Genomic DNA, 14697 nt, shown 5'->3' on the forward strand with positions numbered 1-14697 from the left:
ACCATGAGTTCACACTACGGGAGGTAAAGAATGGCAGACGAAAATATAGTAGAAACTATTGAGAAGTTATTAGCAGATTCACCTGAGAGGAAATTCCCAGAGGGTGTTGAACTCGCTATTAACTTAAAGAATCTGGACATGAGTCAGCCTAAAAACCGTGTTGATGAAGAGATATTACTTCCACACGGTCTGGGTAAAGACCTCAAGATCGCAGTATTTGCGAAAGGTGAGGTCGGCCTCCAGGCAAAGAGTGCTGGCGCAGAGATGGTATTCTCCGAAGAAGATCTTGCAGAGATGGGAGAAGACAAAGCACGTGCAAGATCAGTTGCCAATGAGTATGACTTCTTCATTGCAGAAGTTCAGTACATGGCACAGATCGGTAAGGCTCTTGGTGCCATATTGGGTCCAAGAGGTAAGATGCCAACTCCATTGCCACCAGGAAAGAACGTGGCTGATCTTATCAACAGCGCAAGAAGCTCAATCAGGATAAGATCAAAAGACAAGCTCACATTCCACGTATCCGTTGGCCGCAGAGACATGGATGTCCGGAAACTTGCAGAGAACGTAGAAACAGTCCTTAGCAGAGTGGAAGGTGCCCTTGAAAAAGGTAAGCATAACATAAGATCCATTTATGTTACGACCACTATGGGTAAATCAGCGAAGGTGGTATAATATGGCTGAAGAACACCACACAAGCCACATCCCACAGTGGAAGAAGGATGAAGTTGAGGCAATTAAGGAACTCATCAAGGAATACCCAATAATGGGTGTCATTGGTATTGGTGGAATTCCAGCAAAGCAGCTTCAGAAAATGAGAAGGGATCTTAAAGGCAAGGCTGTTTTGAAAGTCGCAAGGAACACCCTTATCAGAAGAGCACTTGAGCAGTCCAGTGAAGTAAAGGAAATGGAAGAGTACGTAGACGTACAGACCGCCCTTGTATTTACAGAACAGAATCCATTCAAACTGTTCAAAACACTGGAAAAGAGCAAGAGCCCATCCCCAATCAAAGCAGGTACTATTGCACCTCGCGATATTATCGTCGAAAAGGGACCAACATCATTCCCACCAGGCCCAATACTCGGAGATATGCAGGCAGCAGGAATCCCTGCAGCTATCGACGGTGGCAAGGTGGTAATCAGAGAGACTAAAGCCGTAGCAAAGGAAGGCGAAGCAGTTTCACAGAAACTTGCTGCAATGCTTACAAGACTTGAGATCTACCCAATGGAAGTAGGTCTTGACCTCAGAGCAGCCTTTGAGAACGGAATGATCTTCACACCAGATGTACTGGCTATCGACGAAGACAAATTCTTCTCAGACATTGTGTTGGCAACACAGCAGGCATTCAACACATCCGTGTTCGCAGCATACCCAACAGAAGAGAACATCAAGACACTCATTGCAAAAGCAACAACAGAGTCACGCAACCTTGGTGTCGAAGCAGTGGTACTGGAACCAGGAATTGTCGATCTGCTCCTTGGAAAAGCACAGTTGGAGATGCTCTCAGTCGCATCCGCTGCATCTGCTAACAATGAAGACGCAGTTGACGATGAACTGAAGGAAGCACTCGGTGCAGCAGCAAGCGCAGCAGCCGCGGCAGTTGTAACAGAGACTGTTGAAGCAGAAGAGAAGGAAGAAGAACAGGAAGAAGAGGCATCAGAAGAAGATGGCATGGCCGGACTTGGAGCACTCTTCGGATAATCAGAATTAACAAACTACATAACTTACATTAATAAATAAAAGGTGATTTCACATGGAATACATATATGCAGCACTTTTACTCTTTAAAGCAGGTAAAGACATTACAGAAGAAGCAGTAACAGCAGTACTTCAGGCAGCAGGCGTTGAAGTAAGCGATGCACGTGCAAAGGCACTTGTCGCAGCTCTTGATGGCGTAGACATCGAGGAAGCAATGGCAACCGCAGCAGTAGCAGCAGCACCAGCAGCAGCAGCACCAGCAGCAGCTGAGGCAGCTCCAGCAGAAGAAGCAGCAGCTGAAGAAGAAGAAGATGCATCAGAAGAGAGCGGCATGGCTGGTCTCGGAGCACTTTTCGGATAAACAAACTACTTCTTGTCCGCCTTTGTGCGGACAAACATTCTTTTTTAATCAGCTTTCCTGAAAAGCTGGCATTTTACATAGGATTTGATATAGACCTCTTTTTCAAGAATCAGATCGTTTTCCCTACAAATTTCAGGATAATGGTTATTCCAGCTTTCAGCTGTTTCCTTGAACATAAAGAACGGAAGCATCATCACTGTATCCAGACCAAGAATTGGTTTTGCACAATCCACAATCGCAAAAAAACCTTTATCCTTTAGCACGCGTGAAGCTTCCATAATAGCTCCTTTTCTAACCTCGGATGTTGTTTCACAGAAAGCCACTGATGTAACTACAAGATCAAATGATCCATCATTGAAAGGCAACAGATCCATTGAGCCCCTATAAAGATTCAGATCAATACCTGATCTTGTGCCTTTAACAGCTGCATAATCCAGCTGAGTACCTGACAGGTCAACTCCATGGATTTCCACATCCCTTCTATGATATCTGGAAATTGCAATACCAACAGACTCGGTACCACATCCCAGGTCAAGGACAGACATCCCGTTTTCAAGTGGCAGAATTTCAGCTACCTGATTGTAATATGCATTACCAAATCCGAGAATAGTTGCAAAAAAATCATAGTGCTTCCCACCAAATAACCACCCAAAATAATTTCCCTTTGTGTGATTTATCTCCTCACATCCTCTTCCGTTCTTAACTAAAAACTAATGAACTCTTACTCCCAATATTTACTATGAAACTAAACATAAATAAAATTTGCAATCACTGCATGATAATAAATAAAAATATGGACAAAAGTCAGGAGTTCTTTACAAACATAACTGCAAACAGGAATATAGCACAGATAAATCCTATGATACCCATTAATGGCAGGTAACCTTCGCCACTAATCGCAAAGTATGAAGACGCAAGAAAAATACCAAGAAGGAAGGTATATTTGGAAATTGAATCAATTGTCTTGTACTTCCTGATCTCATCGGTCTTCTTTTCAAATCTCTCAATCTTATAGCCCCTGATGGTTTCAATAACATCATTGACACCCTGAGGCAATTCCTTGATAATTTCCAGATACCTATCCCCTTCAAGTTGCAAGTACTCGAAAGCCTCAAATGGCGAATAGCGTTTCATCAAAACCTTGATAATTACAGGCTTTGCATTTTCCAGAAGGTTGAATTTTGGATCCAGTTCAAGACAGTTTGCTTCAATTAGAATTAATGCTCTTTCAAGTGTTGAGAACTCGCTTGGCAAGGAGAGATCATACTTAAGGGCAAGTGTTGCATAATTATCGCTCTGGCGTTCGCCGGATGAATAATTCTGCTTGGATATTATATCATCAAGATCAAGTTTGAAGCGACGTACGTTGACATCTTCCTTATTTACTCCCGTGATCTTCATGAAAGATTCAAAAACAACATCAAGTCTCTTCTTGTAGATACCGTAGAAAAGATTTAGCATATTGCGGCGCAGTTCATCATCAATTATGCCAACTGCCCCAAAATCAATGTATGCAATACCATCTTCCTGCAATATAATGTTGGAACTGTGAGGATCGGCATGGTAAAAGCCATCAAGATAGACTTGCTTCAGGTAGCTCTTACTGACAATATCTGCATACCATTTCTTCTTTTCAGGAGTAACTCCTGAAAGTTTCCTGATGGTAACACCTTCCATATAATCCATAACAAGCACATTCTCATTGGAATAATCATCATAAATATACGGAACATGGACCTCCTTCACATCCTCAAAGTTCTCTGCAAAACGCTTGATGTTCCTTGCCTCATTACTAAGGTCAAGCTCACGATTCAGGAGTTCCCTGAACTCATAAAGGAAAGAACCGATATCAAAATTCTTACCCAGACCTATCATCCTTACAATCAGAGGTCTGAGGTCATAAAGTATTGCAAGATCAAGATTGATAGTCTCTATCAAATTAGGTCTTGTAATCTTTACAGCAACTCTTTTTCCATCGAGTTTAGCTTCATAGACCTGAGCAATTGAAGCACAAGCAATTGGTTCAGTGTTGAATTCATCAAAAATACTCAGAATATCAAAATTAGAATGTTCAAGGGAATCGTTGATCTCTTCAGTACCAATACTACAACTGAAACCTTCAAATGCCACCTTCATTTTATCAAATTCAAGTGGATTGACATTATCCTGAAGGTTCCCGAGTTCCTCTATGTATATAGCAGGAACAATGTCAGGCCTTTTACTCAAGATCTGACCCAGCTTTATGAAAGTAGGACCGAGTTCCTCCATGGCTTTCCTGAGTTTAACAGCATTTTCCCTGTTTTTGGAATCCAGAACGCATGGATTTCTCCTGTTGGAAACATAATATTGGTTGACCTCACTGTATATAAGGCTGAAAAGGTTGTATTTTGAGAATACCCTGAAGATAGTAATGTATCTGCGGATTTTCCTGAACATCGATACTATGTTTGTCCTGTTAGTAGATATAACTTAGCATCATCCTAATAATTCTTCCTTTTGAATAAAAACACGATATTACTATTAATGTGCATTAAAATAACTTGAATAAAAAAATAATTTCATTTGGTAACACCAAACAAGTATTTATAACAGGATTCTTATGTAGAATGAAAAAGCTCCCTGTCAAAAACAGGCTTTTTGGCCGGTTGTAAATCAGCGTGACTATAATGACCGAAAAACCTATAGTTCAATTAAAAGGAGTATCCTATTTTTACGCAAACAGCAAGACAAAGGCTCTTGATAATGTAGACCTTGACCTTTATCCCGGAGAAAAGATAGCAATTCTCGGAGCAAATGGAGCCGGCAAATCCACCCTTTTCAGACACCTGAACGGCATATTAAAACCTGCCTCAGGAGAAGTCCTTGTAAAAGGAGAGCAAATCTCAAAGAAAAACATCAGGACCGTTCGCCAGACTGTAGGTATTGTGTTCCAGAATCCTGACGATCAGATACTTGCACCCACAATTGAGCAGGATGTTGCTTTCGGACCCATAAACATGGGTCTTGACGAAGAAGAAGTTGAGAGAAGAGTAAAGAAAGCACTTGAACTGGTGAACCTTTCAGGTTTTGAGGAACGTTCCCCGCACCACCTAAGCGGAGGGCAGAAGAAACTCGTGGCTATAGCAGGCGTACTTGCAATGCAACCCGAAGTGGTTGTACTTGATGAACCAACTGCAGGACTTGACCCCCAAAGCGCCGAGAATATAATGAAAATTATTGATGGCATGAACAGGAAATTCGGAATAACCGTAATCCTTTCAACCCATGATGTTGACATTGTGCCTCTTTTTGCGGATGTGGTCTATGTGATGCATCACGGACGGATAGAAGCCAGAGGAACTGCAAAGGAAATATTCAAAAAGCACCAGGTACTCGAAAATGCACACCTGAGAATGCCACGCATTGCAGAAGTGTTTGAATTACTTCAGGAATCCGGATTTGATGCAGATATAAAAATAACACCACCGGATGCAAGAGACGAAATTATCCGCCTCATCAATGAAAAATAAAAGGCCTGCCCATGAAGATCACACTCACTGATATTGAAAGGGAAGCATATAAGGACAGCCCGGTCCACAGGCTTGACGGAAGAACAAAGATACTTGCACTCCTTGCCATAATCATTTTTGCAGTCAGTCTTCCGCGCATGGATGAAGCCAATTTCACAAAACTCGCAATACTGGAACTTTATATCGTACTCCTGATGGCAATTGCAAAACTTAATCCATTATACTCTCTTTTAAGGATTCTCTCAATATTGCCTTTCGGACTTGCAATTGTCCTTATACAACCTTTTGTAAGGCAACCCTTTATTGAAACATTCACGATCTACCCAGTAGACCTGCCGCTTGGACTCACTATGACCTATGAAGGCATAACATTCGGCATTATACTGCTTGCCAAGTACATAGTTTGCATCACAGCCATTGTCCTCATATCATCTACAATGAAGATGAATGACATGGTTAGCTCTGCAAGACGCCTCGGAATGCCCGCAGAGTTCACACTTATACTATCAATGATGGTGAGGTACCTTTTCGTATTCTGGATAATTCTCAAGCGTATAAGGGTTGCACAGAAAACACGGCTGTTCTATATGTGGAATAAAGATGTACCACGTAAATGGATTCTCGAACAGGTTGCATATACCATCAGTTCATTGTTCATTCGTTCATACGAACAGGGCGAGCGTACCTATATCAGCATGCTATGCAGAGGTTATTCCAGCACCAATAAAGTATACGTTCACAAGAACAAAATAAAAACAAGTGACATACTGTTTTCGCTAATTACCATCGGAACAATAATTATGGCTTTTGCAGCCTGAAAACAAAATAAAAAAAGAAAGGAAAAGGGTCAGTTCTTTTTCGCTGCTTTTCCCAATACAAAACTGATACCAAGAACAAGGATAGTACCTGCAACAACTGCGGCTACTTCTCCCATCTTGCCCTGCCCTTCAATTGAGTAATCCGGCATTGGAGACTCTACAAAAGGAGCTGATTCTTCCATTCCAGCTAATTTTGATTCTTCCACAATGCTTCCCGCTGCACTTTCAAGACCATCAGGATCAGGAGAGGCCAGGAAAGGAGCAGCAATGGCGATCAACAAGGCAATAGCAATTCCTGCATAAAGGAATTTCATGTTCATGTTGGAACTTGCAGCCACACTCATGCCCTCACACCTTTTGCATTTGTAACCGATGAATCAAGCAGATCAGGTCTTGATTTTTCAATCGCAGTTATTACAATTGCTGTGATAAGACCTTCACCGATAAAGCCGATTATCAGATGGTAAAGACCCATTGTTGCAAGTCCTGCTACCAGAGGGAATGTACCTGCAATTGACATTTCAACTGCACAGGTAAGAGCAGAAATCAGAAGACCGATCCAGGCTCCTACGAATGAAGCTGCTTTGATACCAGTCTTATTCTTCAGTGCAACAAACAGGTAATATCCTGTAAAGCCGGATATGACACCCATATTTAAGATGTTTGCACCCATTGTCGTGATACCACCGTCACCAAAGACGAAACCCTGAACCAGAAGTACAAGTGTAAGTACAAGAACACCTGCCATAGGGCTTCCGAATATAATGGAGACAAGGACTGCACCGACCATGTGACCACTGGTTCCCATTCCAATTGGAATGTTCAATGCCTGTATCGCGAATATACCTGCTGCAAGAGCTGCAAGAATAGGTACTTTCATGTCATCAAGTTCTTTTCTAGCCCATTTAAGGGACATAAATATGAAAGGTAGAGCAATCACCCAGTAGACGATTGCCTGACCCATTGGTATAAAGGAATCCGGAATATGCATTTTAAATCCTCATTAAGTCATATGGAATAATATGAAAATTATCTTTTTTTGTAACACTTGTGGATACGTACTAGGAACTATATATACTTAATGAATTAACATTGTCAATATTCGTATTACCTCCACTAAAGCCATCAGAACCAAGATATATAATACAGAAAGTGATAGAACTATAAAATCGGATGAAAATACATGTCTAAATATTCACCATTCATTGCTGCAAAAGCTGTCTGGCAAATGCACATCAGGAAACGTCCATTTGTATTATCACACGCAATCAATTCCAGATGTAACATGAAATGCTCATTTTGCGAATACTGGAAAACAGAGGGTAAAGAAATGGAGCTTCAGGATATCTTCAAGCTCCTTGACGAAGCAAGAGACTTTGGAATCCTTGTATATAACGCCTGGACAGTGGAGCCGCTTCTCAGAAAAGACCTTCCTGAAATACTGGCTCATGCAAAAAGCATTGGAATGGTAACATCCCTCATAACCAACGGACTTTTGCTTGAAAAACGAATAGATGAACTCACAGACCTGGACTACCTTTCTGTTTCTGTTGACGGGACTTCCAGCTACAAGGACATTAGAGGCGTGGATCTTGATAGAATAATGCAAGGAATCCTTAAAGCAAAAGACAGGATTGACAATCCTCTTCTGCTAAACTGTGTTATCAGTGGAAAGAACCTGGATGATATCGAAGAACTGATCACAATGGCAAAAGATCTGGACGTGAAAATATCATTCGAGCCCATGTACGAATTCCAGGGAATAGAAAACGATACATGGGAAAGAATGGGAATTCGTGACATCTCAAGGTATCATCAGACTGTGGACAGGATAATTGAGATGAAAAAAGAAGGTTATCCGATAATTAACTCATATACATATCTTAAAATGGTCCGTGACCTGAAACCTGATTTCACCTGCCATGCAAACGACATCATACTCGATGTCACAGCAGATGGCAGTATAGAAAATTGCAGAGTATATCGTGAACAAATAGGTCACATCAACGAAGGTATTGCGAACTTTTGGGAAAGAACAACGAAAGTCCGAAAAGAGAAAGCGCGTGTTTGCCAGAAATGTCTTTTCTTTGGTTATGTTGAGAACAGTCTTATGTATAATTTCAATACCGAAGTTGCAAGGCACTACGAATGGATGTGAATTCATCTACCCATAATAGCACCTGCAATGCTTTTAATATAATAACCCACCAATAATTATATACAATAATTGAAGGTGATCATATTCCATATATTAAGAACTGCAGGATATTCTCAGCCGTCTCCGTCTTTATTCTTTTAACCCTGCTGATTGCAGGAACTGCAAACGCGGAGATAGCAGTATCTCTGGAACCATCTCAATTACACGTTGAAGAAAATGAGACTTTTACATTTGATATTATGATGGAAAGTGATGTAAATGTCTCCGGTGCAGAGATGCAACTTACGTATGACCCCTCACTGATAGAAGTTGTATCCATTGCAGAAGGTAACTTCTTCAAGCAGAAGGGAGCAAAAATAATGTTCTCAAAAGGAACTATTGATAACGAGCTTGGAACTGTTACCAATATCTATTCAGTGATAATGGGAGATGACATGATTCTTGACAGGGAAGCATTTGCGACCGTTACACTTCAGGCAAAGAACAATTCAGGACTGGCCAATCTTGAGATGAAAAATGTGGTAATTACCAACTCTGAAGGGGACAAACTCCCCGTAACAGTAACCAATGCAGAGATTGCAGTTGGTGATGTGGAACTAACCACTCCGAAAACTGATATGGAAACCACAGCTGAAGAAAAAAGTCCAAAAACCGGCCAGAACAGTGCACTAATAGCAATAATGGCAATGTGCTGTTTGTACTTTATTAAGAGGAGATGAGGAGATGCGCAGTTAACTCCTGCTCATTCCTATTCTTATGCTATTACCATTAGCCAGATGAAGCAGGCGTGAAGCACTACCCTGATTCACAGCTATCTCAAAGAATCCATGACTTCCTATTAATGCAACCAATTCCCATTTTGAAACTCCACTATAAGTGTTCAGAAAAGGCATTTGTCTGCCAGATACAGAGAGAAGGGTTCCTACTTCAATTTCATCCAGTATCTTCTCACCAGGGATATTGGTAATTATATTCCCGAAATCATCCACGTAAACAACAGTTGCTTCGATAAACTGCTTTTCTATTGTATAACCTGAAAAATCCATGCCCACATAATCATCTGTTTTGCGTGCAATTTCAAGGACATCCTTTCCATTTGATAAGTATGCGGCTGCGGGAGCGAAGATATCCCTGCCATGGAACGTTGATGAGATACGCTCAGAAAGTCCATCCTCCATAATCTCATAGACCTCAATCGCTCCTAGCAGACGTGCAGAGGGAATCAAAAGACCATTATCAGGTCCTACAAACCACTGGTCACCTGCTTTGACAATTATTGCTTTACGGTCACTGCCTACTCCCGGATCAATTACGCCTATATGGATTGTCCCCGGTGGGAAATATTTGACCACAGAATAGAGAGCAAAAGCACCTGCCCTGATGTCAGTGGGAGGAACTGAATGACTAATATCAACAATTGTAGCATCAGGATTTATGCTGAGTATGACACCTTTCATGGATGCGGGATAAAGAGAGCCAAAATCAGTAGTAAGAGTGATTACTGACATAAGGTTATTTTTGCCAGTTTTGATATAAATACATACTTAGATTATACAGTGCAGATTCGCATAAGTATCCATGCATGAAGCAAGAATTAATCATAAATATGCATTTTCAGGATGCTCTTCACATGAATAAACTGTAACCCTGCATTCCTCAGGATTTACATAAAGGTGCTTTCCATGAAAATCGGACAGATAGTGATTTTTCAAAAAACATTCAGAAAAGAAGAAAAAAGGTTTTGTGTAGATCTGAAAAAGAAAAAAGAAGAGAAATAATGCCCGATGGCATTATTTGCAAAGGTCGTAGTTCTGGTTTACGATCTTAAGAGCGCAGAAGTCACCGCACATTGTACATGCATCTTCGTCGCCTGGGGATCTGCTGTCACGGGTTGCTCTTGCAAGTTCTGGGTCGAGTGCAAGTTTGTACTGTGCTTCCCAGTCAAGTTTTGCGCGTGCTCTGCCCATTGCGAGGTCTACATCACGAGCTGTGTCTGGGTATTTGACCATGTCACCGACGTGTGCTGCGATCTTTGATGTCTTGACACCCTCAACTACATCTTCAAGGTTTGGAAGTGCAAGGTGTTCTGCTGGTGTTACGTAACAGAGGAAGTCACAGCCTGCTGCTGCAGATGCTGATGCACCGATTGCTGTTACGATGTGGTCACGGCCTGCACCAATGTCTGATACAAGTGGACCGAGCATGTAGAATGGTTTCCTGTTGCTCATTGCTTTCATGAGCTTGACATTCATCTCTACCTGATCAAGTGGTACGTGACCTGGTCCTTCTACGATTACCTGAAGGTCGTATTTGTCGTGTGCTTTCTCTGCGCACTCGGAGTTGATTATGAGCTCCTGAACCTGTGCCCGGTCGGTTGCGTCGTGGACTGCTCCTGCACGCATTCCGTTACCTGTTGAAAGGGTGACTTCGTGTTCCTTGAGGATTTCACAGAGGTAGTCGAAGTCTGCGTAAAGTGGGTTTTCCTTCTCGTTGTGCAACATCCATGTGCTCATGAATGCACCACCACGGGAACAGAGACCACCGTATCTGCCGTGTGACTTCAACCTGTCAAGGACAATATTGTTGATACCTGTGTGGATAGCCATGAAGTTTGTACCGAGCTTTGCCTGTTCCTCGGTTGCATACCAAAGGTCGTCCTCTGTCATGTGGACAATGGAACCATCTCTCTTTGCTGCAGTGATGAATGCCTGGTAGAGTGGTACTGAACCTACTGGGAGGGATATTGCATCACATACTGCTTTCCTGATTCCAAGGAAGTCTCCACCGGTTCCAAGCTCCATAAGTGTGTCTGCACCAGCAGCTTCAGCAGCCTGTGCTTTCTTTACTTCCATGTCAAGGTCAACAATGTCTGATGATGCACCAATGGATGCATTGACCTTTGTGGTTAAGCCTTCACCGATACCACAGATCTTGATGTCCCTGTATGGTGTCATTGGGATTACAATTCTTCCTGCTTCGATACCACGCCTTATGAATTCAGGATCCTTGCCTTCTTTCTCGGCGACGATCTTCATCTCTTCTGTGATCTTACCATTTTTTGCATCTGTAACTATTGTCATTGTTTATACCTCAAGTTTTGATGTATCCTACAATAACCAAATCGTATATAATGTTTGTCAAAAAATAAACTTGAGGGAAAGTCAAGTTAACTTTATAGATGCTGATTTTTAGTTGAACATGAAAACATAAAAAAGAACATATTCCAACAAAATAAGAAGCAATCGACATATCTAAAGTCAGTATAACAATATAGGAAGTAATCTTCTAAAAGACCAGATACAACTAAAATTGTTTTGCTTACAGGAAAAATGACGTAAAATTATGATATTTGAAACTTCATAACCAGAATAAACGGGTCATCAAAAATCAGTCATCATCCTTTTCACTTATCTTACGGAGCATGCGCATGTTTTCCCTGTGAAGGGCAACCATAAGGTCGCTGAGCATTCCGAAAATAAACATCTGGAAACCTGCGACTACCAACAGAGTAGTGAGTATTGTCATTGGAATGCGCGTAATTCCATGTAACCATTGATGAACGACATAAGTGCCAACTATCAGACCAGCTACAATGAGCATACCACCTATTATTCCAAAATAGAACATCGGATTGTGAAGCTTGGCCATCTTGTAGATCGTGGAAACTATCCTGAAACCGTCCTTTAGCGGATTCAGCTTTGTAGCTCCCTGAGAACTCCTGGCAAGATATGTAGTCGGGACTTCAAGTATCCTGAGATCTTTCTTCACACTATCTATTGTGATCTCAGATTCGACCTCAAATCCCATTTTCTTGAGCTCAAAGGACTTGATAGCCTTTTTGTTAAATGCCCTGTAACCTGTAAGAATGTCCTCAAGCCAGACCCCATAAGCCATACCAAACATTTTGTTTATTACCTTGTTACCGAAAAGGTTGAGTCTTGTGAAAGCTCCCTGTTCATAATCCACAAGTCTGTTGCCCATTACATGATCGGCCTTACCTTCCAGCACCGGACCTAGCACAGCATGAACATCCTTTGCAAGATTAGTCCCGTCACCGTCCGCCATGACAACATAGTCTTCTTCGATAAGCTCAAATGCCTGCTTGATAGCCTGACCTTTTCCTTTACCGGTCTGGACAACTACCCTGGCACCTTCTGCTTCGGCAATCTCGCGGGTTTTATCCTTGCTATTACCATCAATAACAAGAATATTGTCAAAGCCTTCAGAGCGAAAATCTCTGATGACCTGACCTATGGTAGCCTCTTCATTCAGAGTAGGCAACAGAATACAAACATTTTCGTTTGACATCTTAATATAAATAGAAATGAAAGGTCTTAAAGCAGACCCATGCTGTCAAGCTGCTGTCTTACGACTTCAACACCCTGTTCACAATTCTCAGGTGATTTACCGCCGGTGACTACAAGCTTTCCGGAACTGAAAATAAGTACTACGACCTTAGGATCGTCAATGCGATAAACAAGACCAGGGAACTGCTCTGGCTCATACTCGATATTCTCAAGACCAAGACCTATTGCAATTGCATTAAGGTTCAGGACCGCCTGAAGGTCTGCTGATGCAACAATGTTCTGAACGGTGATCTCAGGATCCTCGATTGTCTTGATGCCGATGTCATTAAGCTTCTTGGCCATATTACCTATGACAGTGTGAACATCAGCGACATTCTTTGCACCGGTACATACAACTTTACCGGAAGTGAATACAAGAAATGCGGCTTTTGGGTCAGAAACACGGTAGACAAGACCAGGGAACTTCTGTTTATTATACTCTGCACCCTCGAACTCAGCTTCTATTTTTGTAAGATCGAACTCCTCAGCAAGCTTGGTAGATGCGACCACATTTTCAATTTTGATGTTGTAATCTGACATAGTATAATCCTCATATTTAAAGCGGGCTAATATTCAACAATTCAGTATATAAAGTTATACCCTCTCATTTATATATGTTTTTAAGAAAATGATAAAATGGGAAATGTTTTAAGATTTATTAGCAGGAAATTTACACTTTTGTCCTGCATCATTCATCTTCGAGTTTTTTAAGACCATCAATCACTGCATCATATTTGCTGCATATACGTTCTATAAGGTCGCCTTCCATGCCTCTGTGCGTGGGTATCAAAATGTCAGCACCCTCTGAAACTTCAACACCCTCACTTGATTGTCCATAGTCAGGAGCGATTACAATTCCAGTCGATGAAACACCAAGGCGCAAATCACTGACGATGCGCGCAACCATCTCTGTGGCAGGCCGGACTTTCTTGCTGATTACAAGGGCCCTAGAAACATAACGTTCTTTGAGTTCATTTATAGATTCAATACTTGAACTTGCGGTATCTTCATCCCAGACATTCTCAAGCAGCTTAATGGAATCTATAAGATCATCAAATGTAGTTGAGCTGACCTCGATTATCTCTCCGTCATAGTACTTACTGACCCTCTCAAGATAGCCTTTTGAAATAACAAGCTTGTAAACGTCCTCAAGCTCGTCCAGTTCTTCTTCAGTCGGGTCATAAGCATTGATAACTTTGTATTCCTTTATGCCACAAAGCTGCATCAGGGACTCATACATTGGAGTGACCCCGATGAACCTTCTTCCAAGCCATTTATTAAGACCACTCTGTCCGCTCTGGACGCGGGATAGTTCAATGATCTTCTTTTTTACAAGTTCAGGGTCGTTGGACTCCAGACCAAAATAATCGGCAAACAAAGAAGTAGTCTGCAGAATCTTAGTCCTGCCGTGAGGAAGTGCTTCGACAAATCCGCGTTCTTTCAATTCCCTGATATGATCGTAAGCAGAGTTACCCCTCATATCAACAAGGTCAGACTGGACAAGTGGCTGGTGATATGCAATCATGGAAAGTGTGCGAAGCATCGGTGCACTCAGTTCCTTTGGAGCCAGAGGTCTTACATCATCAGTATATTTGGGCTTGACCTGCATAACGTAACGTTCGCCAAGGTCCAGAACCTCAAGGCCGGTTTCACGCTCCGAATATTCCTTCACAAGCTCAAGAGCAACAGGAATAGCCTTTGTTTTGTTTTTGCCGATCAGCCTGCCCAGAGTTGTAGCGTCAAGTGCGCCTCCGGCAGCAAAAAGAGCTGCTTCGATAACTTCCTTATCACTCATAACTGTGAATACAC

Annotated in this window: 16 protein-coding genes; 7 read left to right on the top strand and 9 right to left on the bottom strand. The window is 41.8% G+C overall.

All coding sequences use genetic code 11. The annotated features are described in order from the left end of the window. The first annotated feature begins 30 nt into the window (after positions 1-30). From RE474_RS05595 to rpl12p, 3 genes are read left to right on the top strand one after another with little or no spacing between them, the layout of a single operon-like run. On the top strand, positions 31-672 hold the full coding sequence (locus tag RE474_RS05595; protein ID WP_309311982.1) for a 50S ribosomal protein L1: 642 nt from the start codon (positions 31-33) through the stop codon (positions 670-672). 1 nt (position 673) lies between these two features. Next, a complete protein-coding gene (locus RE474_RS05600; RefSeq protein ID WP_309311983.1) occupies positions 674-1699 on the top strand; it encodes a 50S ribosomal protein L10 in 1026 nt (341 codons plus the stop codon). Positions 1700-1751: 52 nt separating this feature from the next. Beyond that, positions 1752-2057, top strand: a complete 306-nt coding sequence (gene rpl12p, locus RE474_RS05605) for a 50S ribosomal protein P1 (protein ID WP_309311984.1) — start codon at positions 1752-1754, stop codon at positions 2055-2057. A gap of 44 nt (positions 2058-2101) precedes the next feature. Here the strand turns inward: rpl12p and RE474_RS05610 are convergent, their stop codons facing one another. Both RE474_RS05610 and RE474_RS05615 read right to left on the bottom strand, forming a co-directional pair. Beyond that, positions 2102-2734 carry a class I SAM-dependent methyltransferase gene (locus RE474_RS05610; protein ID WP_309312208.1) on the bottom strand — a complete coding sequence of 211 codons (633 nt, stop codon included), beginning with the start codon at positions 2732-2734 and terminating at the stop codon, positions 2102-2104. 127 nt (positions 2735-2861) lie between these two features. Beyond that, a complete protein-coding gene (locus RE474_RS05615; RefSeq protein WP_309311985.1) occupies positions 2862-4493 on the bottom strand; it encodes an ABC1 kinase family protein in 1632 nt (543 codons plus the stop codon). Between the two features lie 230 nt (positions 4494-4723). Between RE474_RS05615 and RE474_RS05620 the strand changes: the two genes are divergently transcribed. Both RE474_RS05620 and cbiQ read left to right on the top strand, forming a co-directional pair. After that, positions 4724-5566 (top strand): energy-coupling factor ABC transporter ATP-binding protein, encoded by an 843-nt coding sequence (locus RE474_RS05620; protein ID WP_309311986.1) that lies wholly within the window; start codon positions 4724-4726, stop codon positions 5564-5566. An 11-nt stretch (positions 5567-5577) separates the two neighbouring features. Then, the gene (gene cbiQ, locus RE474_RS05625; RefSeq protein WP_309311987.1) at positions 5578-6384 is read left to right on the top strand and encodes a cobalt ECF transporter T component CbiQ; all 807 of its coding nucleotides are present in this window, start codon (positions 5578-5580) and stop codon (positions 6382-6384) included. A gap of 29 nt (positions 6385-6413) precedes the next feature. Here cbiQ and RE474_RS05630 read toward each other — a convergent pair whose 3' ends face one another. Continuing rightward, the gene (locus RE474_RS05630) at positions 6414-6728 is read right to left on the bottom strand and encodes a PDGLE domain-containing protein (protein ID WP_309311988.1); all 315 of its coding nucleotides are present in this window, start codon (positions 6726-6728) and stop codon (positions 6414-6416) included. Then, positions 6725-7375 carry a cobalt transporter CbiM gene (gene cbiM / locus RE474_RS05635; RefSeq protein ID WP_309311989.1) on the bottom strand — a complete coding sequence of 217 codons (651 nt, stop codon included), beginning with the start codon at positions 7373-7375 and terminating at the stop codon, positions 6725-6727. Before cbiM ends, RE474_RS05630 begins: the two co-directional genes overlap by 4 nt. Before the next feature lie 192 nt (positions 7376-7567). Here cbiM and RE474_RS05640 point away from each other — a divergent pair, with 192 nt between their 5' ends. After that, positions 7568-8542 carry a radical SAM protein gene (locus RE474_RS05640; protein ID WP_309311990.1) on the top strand — a complete coding sequence of 325 codons (975 nt, stop codon included), beginning with the start codon at positions 7568-7570 and terminating at the stop codon, positions 8540-8542. Positions 8543-8781: 239 nt separating this feature from the next. Next, positions 8782-9261 (top strand): cohesin domain-containing protein, encoded by a 480-nt coding sequence (locus RE474_RS05645; protein WP_309311991.1) that lies wholly within the window; start codon positions 8782-8784, stop codon positions 9259-9261. Between the two features lie 12 nt (positions 9262-9273). Here the strand turns inward: RE474_RS05645 and RE474_RS05650 are convergent, their stop codons facing one another. The 5 genes from RE474_RS05650 to scpB form a co-directional block, all read right to left on the bottom strand. Further along, a complete protein-coding gene (locus RE474_RS05650; RefSeq protein WP_309311992.1) occupies positions 9274-10050 on the bottom strand; it encodes an SAM hydrolase/SAM-dependent halogenase family protein in 777 nt (258 codons plus the stop codon). Between the two features lie 282 nt (positions 10051-10332). Next, complete coding sequence (gene thiC / locus RE474_RS05655; RefSeq protein WP_309311993.1) at positions 10333-11622, bottom strand: phosphomethylpyrimidine synthase ThiC; 1290 nt, start codon at positions 11620-11622, stop codon at positions 10333-10335. Positions 11623-11929: 307 nt separating this feature from the next. Then, positions 11930-12850 carry an S-layer glycoprotein N-glycosyltransferase AglJ gene (gene aglJ / locus RE474_RS05660; protein WP_309311994.1) on the bottom strand — a complete coding sequence of 307 codons (921 nt, stop codon included), beginning with the start codon at positions 12848-12850 and terminating at the stop codon, positions 11930-11932. 26 nt (positions 12851-12876) lie between these two features. Then, positions 12877-13428 (bottom strand): TATA-box-binding protein, encoded by a 552-nt coding sequence (locus tag RE474_RS05665; protein WP_309311995.1) that lies wholly within the window; start codon positions 13426-13428, stop codon positions 12877-12879. Between the two features lie 148 nt (positions 13429-13576). Then, entirely contained in the window at positions 13577-14683 is a 1107-nt protein-coding gene (scpB, locus tag RE474_RS05670) for an SMC-Scp complex subunit ScpB (RefSeq protein WP_309311996.1), read from the bottom strand. Between the last annotated feature and the right edge of the window lie 14 nt (positions 14684-14697).

Origin of the sequence: Methanolobus sediminis (assembly GCF_031312595.1) — an archaeon.
In the GTDB taxonomy this organism is placed as follows: Archaea; Halobacteriota; Methanosarcinia; order Methanosarcinales; family Methanosarcinaceae; genus Methanolobus; species Methanolobus sediminis.

What these genes read in the sequence shown, in the direction of transcription:
- RE474_RS05595 (WP_309311982.1), top strand. Translation starts at nt 31, where the DNA reads ATGGCAGACGAAAATATAGTAGAAACTATTGAGAAGTTATTAGCAGAT.
- RE474_RS05600 (WP_309311983.1), top strand. Translation starts at nt 674, where the DNA reads ATGGCTGAAGAACACCACACAAGCCACATCCCACAGTGGAAGAAGGAT.
- rpl12p (WP_309311984.1), top strand. Translation starts at nt 1,752, where the DNA reads ATGGAATACATATATGCAGCACTTTTACTCTTTAAAGCAGGTAAAGAC.
- RE474_RS05615 (WP_309311985.1), bottom strand. Translation starts at nt 4,493, where the DNA reads ATGTTCAGGAAAATCCGCAGATACATTACTATCTTCAGGGTATTCTCA.
- RE474_RS05620 (WP_309311986.1), top strand. Translation starts at nt 4,724, where the DNA reads ATGACCGAAAAACCTATAGTTCAATTAAAAGGAGTATCCTATTTTTAC.
- cbiQ (WP_309311987.1), top strand. Translation starts at nt 5,578, where the DNA reads ATGAAGATCACACTCACTGATATTGAAAGGGAAGCATATAAGGACAGC.
- RE474_RS05630 (WP_309311988.1), bottom strand. Translation starts at nt 6,728, where the DNA reads ATGAGTGTGGCTGCAAGTTCCAACATGAACATGAAATTCCTTTATGCA.
- cbiM (WP_309311989.1), bottom strand. Translation starts at nt 7,375, where the DNA reads ATGCATATTCCGGATTCCTTTATACCAATGGGTCAGGCAATCGTCTAC.
- RE474_RS05640 (WP_309311990.1), top strand. Translation starts at nt 7,568, where the DNA reads ATGTCTAAATATTCACCATTCATTGCTGCAAAAGCTGTCTGGCAAATG.
- RE474_RS05645 (WP_309311991.1), top strand. Translation starts at nt 8,782, where the DNA reads ATGATGGAAAGTGATGTAAATGTCTCCGGTGCAGAGATGCAACTTACG.
- RE474_RS05650 (WP_309311992.1), bottom strand. Translation starts at nt 10,050, where the DNA reads ATGTCAGTAATCACTCTTACTACTGATTTTGGCTCTCTTTATCCCGCA.
- thiC (WP_309311993.1), bottom strand. Translation starts at nt 11,622, where the DNA reads ATGACAATAGTTACAGATGCAAAAAATGGTAAGATCACAGAAGAGATG.
- aglJ (WP_309311994.1), bottom strand. Translation starts at nt 12,850, where the DNA reads ATGTCAAACGAAAATGTTTGTATTCTGTTGCCTACTCTGAATGAAGAG.
- RE474_RS05665 (WP_309311995.1), bottom strand. Translation starts at nt 13,428, where the DNA reads ATGTCAGATTACAACATCAAAATTGAAAATGTGGTCGCATCTACCAAG.
- scpB (WP_309311996.1), bottom strand. Translation starts at nt 14,683, where the DNA reads ATGAGTGATAAGGAAGTTATCGAAGCAGCTCTTTTTGCTGCCGGAGGC.